The organism is Paenibacillus ottowii (assembly GCF_006874425.1).
GTDB classification, from domain to species: domain Bacteria; phylum Bacillota; class Bacilli; order Paenibacillales; family Paenibacillaceae; genus Paenibacillus; species Paenibacillus ottowii.
The window spans coordinates 1-3,343 of the sequence record NZ_VIJZ01000028.1 but is presented as its reverse complement, the minus strand read 5'-3'; the positions used below and the strand labels follow the sequence as shown (position 1 = coordinate 3,343).

At 45.4% G+C, this 3,343-nt stretch carries 1 protein-coding gene; it reads right to left on the bottom strand.

Annotation, left to right across the window (positions count from 1 at the left end):
* The coding region (locus FKV70_RS25750; RefSeq protein ID WP_142614969.1) for a condensation domain-containing protein at window positions 1-3,343 on the bottom strand (3,343 nt) is incomplete at both ends.

Here is a 3,343-nt window from a genome sequence, read left to right as displayed (position 1 = left end):
ACTCCACGTGCCCTCAAGACAGTGGCCAGTCGATTGGCCCGTTCGTTCAGCTCCCGATAGGTCAGCGTTTGTTCTCCCCAGACCAAGGCCGGATGCTCCGCTCTTTGCTTCGCTCGTTCCTCAAACAACCCCTGAATCGTTTGTTCCTTCAGATATTCCAACTCTGTGCGGTTAAAATCGCGAACTAGCATACTCTTTTCTTCCTCCGGTACGATCTCGATATCTTCGATCCTCACCTTTGGACAACGGATAATTTCACGGATGATCATTTTAACCTGTCCAGCTACCCGCTCCATTAAGCCTCTGTCATAGGCCAAACTATTGTAGCGGAATTTGATCTGTAAATCGTTCTCAGGTACAACAATGAAATTAAAATCAAAATTCGTCTGTTCGGACACCTTCGTGGACAATACGCTCAAACCTGTTTCGTGGTCGCCCTGTCCTTTGACTGCTTCCTCTATCGGATAGTTTTCAAAGGCCAGCAGATTTTGCACCAATCCGCCTCCATGAGCGGTCCGGGACTGAATTTCCGCCAGCGGATAATAGTGATGTTGCTCCGATGCCCATGCTTCCTGTTGCAGTTTGGCAATCAGCGTCGAGAAGCTTTCTTCCTTTTCTGCCCGAATTCTGACAGGAATCGTATTAATAAATAGACCTACCATCTGTTCAACGCCTTGAATTTCTGCCGGTCTACCCGAGACAACCGTTCCAAACACCACATCCCGAGTATTGTTGTACCGTTGCAGCAGGATTCCCCATATGGCCTGTATCACAGTACTTAACGTTGCGCCACTTTCTCTTGCGATTCTCTCCAAACTCACCTTGGTTTCCCTATTTATCGTAAAATCGTATTCTTCCTGAATGTATGCCGAATTAGTTATACCCCCTTTGATTTTGGGCAGCAGCGCAGGCTGTTCGTATTCCGTAAGATAGTTTTCCCAGTAAGCCGCCGTTTTCCGATCATCCCTTTGTTCTAACCACTGGATATATTGACGATAAGGATGCACCGTATCTAATTGCGGTATGCTTTCTTTACGAAGCGAACTGTAAACTTCCAACAGCTCTTTAAATACAATGCCGAGACACCATCCATCCATAATGATATGATGAAAGCTCCAAATCAAACGGTAGCTGTCGGTACTCATTCTAATCAAAGCGAATCTGATCAGCGGCTCCCGAGTGAGGTCGAAACCCTTTTCTCTGTCCTTCTCTAAATAGGCTTCAAAATAGTTTTCTTTCTCTCCCTCTGTCAAGAAGGAAATATACTCAAAAAACATTTCAGCCGGTCTGTCCTTTAAAACGACTTGAAGCGGTTTTCCTACCTTTTCATAAATAAAAGCGGTTCGCAAAATATCGTGCCTTTGAATTACCTGCTGAAAAGCTCGCTCAAACAAACTTCTATCGATCTCACCCTTCAGGCTGATCACGGCCTGTTCAAAATACGCATGTGAGTTCTGCTCCCTTAGGAAGTGGTATAGCATTCCCGACTGCATAGGGGTCAGTGTATAAATATCTGTGATATTGGACCTGGAACCCCCTATTGCACGGTATACCTCTTCTACCTCCTCTATCATAATGTTCCTCGAACTCACATCACTGGTCGTCAGTTCCGTATATTCCCGTGATGTGCAATGCTCGATAATTTGCTCCAGATTGCGTTTAAAGTCTTCCGCCACCTTGATCAACGTAGCCCTTTCATATTCATCCTTGTGATAGGCGAAGTTCAACCGCAGCTTTCCATCAGCCACTCTGCCGTTAATGTCCAGGCAATAAGGTCTCTGCATATCAGGTGAAATGGTCTCATCGCCAAGAACATCAGAGAGGGTAAATATTTCAGTATCGATATCCCGGTCAAACTGCCCCAGGTAGTTGAAGCTGATCTCAGGCCGCAATTTAAATCTTAAGATTTCTTCGTCCTGAAGAATCGTTTGGTATTTTAAAATGCCATAGCCAATGCCTTTATGCGGAATGCGCCGGAGGCTTTCTTTGACAGCTTTCAGGCGGGAAGACACATCTTTGACACCTGACATATCCAAAATCACAGGGTATTGGGCGGTAAACCAGCCAACGGTTCTGCTGATATCCACATCCTGAATGATATCTTCGCGCCCATGCCCTTCCAGGTTAACAAGTACCTTGTCTTCTCCAATCCATTCACGAATCGACTCTCCCAGTGCCATCAAAAGAACATCGTTGATTTCCGTATTGTAAGCCTTGTTCACTTCTCTCAGCAGCTTGGCGGTTTGGGCTTCATCCAACTCAACTTCGATATGATCGCTATCCATATATGTTCTGCTATGAACGTAATGATCCTTGGGAATAGGCTTGATTTCATTCCGCTCCAGTTCGCGCCAATATGTGATTTCTTGCAGAAGCTCCCCGCTGCCGGCATACGCATAAAGTTGTTCAGACCATGCGCGGAAAGAGTCCGTTTTCCCTCTGAATGTGATTTTATCTCCCTTCTGCGCCTGTCGGTATCCCGTAGAAAGATCCTCAAAAAGAATCCGCCAAGAGATCCCGTCAACCACCAGATGGTGAATACTTAGGCACAGATAGTCACCGTCTTTTGTTTTGAATAAACCCGCATGTAGCAGAGGTCCCCGTTCTATATCCATACCTGACTGAAGCTTGGCAGCTTCTTCCTTTACGGAGTTATCATATATATCCTGATTTGTTAAATCCTTTACCTCCAGCGAATATAGTTCGCCTTCTGTATCCCGGTTGAACAAAACCACCTGTTCCGCCTTCTCACGCACTACAATACGCAAAGCATCATGATGTTCCACCAAACGGTCGAGTACTTTTCTTAACATCAATTCGTCAAACCCTTGTTTCTTATGTAACAGAACAGACTGGTTGAAATGATGTTTTGCCGCAAATGGCTGCTCGAAAAACCAGCTTTGGATAGGCGTGGGCAGGATTTCCCCTGTTACCGTTCCTTGAAAAGCAGTGTGCTCGACAGATTGTACATAAGTACTCAATTGTTCGATCACAGGGTGATCAAAAAGATCCTTCAGTTGCAGTTTAAGTTTATAGTCATGAAGCTTGGACACAATCTGGATGGCTTTAATAGAATCTCCCCCCAGATTCAGAAAATGATCCTTAATGCTAACTCGCTCAATTTTTAAGACATTTCCCCATATTTCAGCCAATATCTCCTCTATTTTGTTTCTCGGTGCCACATACTCCTCTCCTGCATCCACACTTAGATCGGGTTCGGGCAATACCTTTCGGTCAATTTTTCCACTAGGGGTCATCGGCAGCTCATCCAGTTGCATAAAGCTGGACGGTACCATGTAATCAGGCAGCTCCTGCAAAAGTTGTGCCCGCAGCTCATTCACTC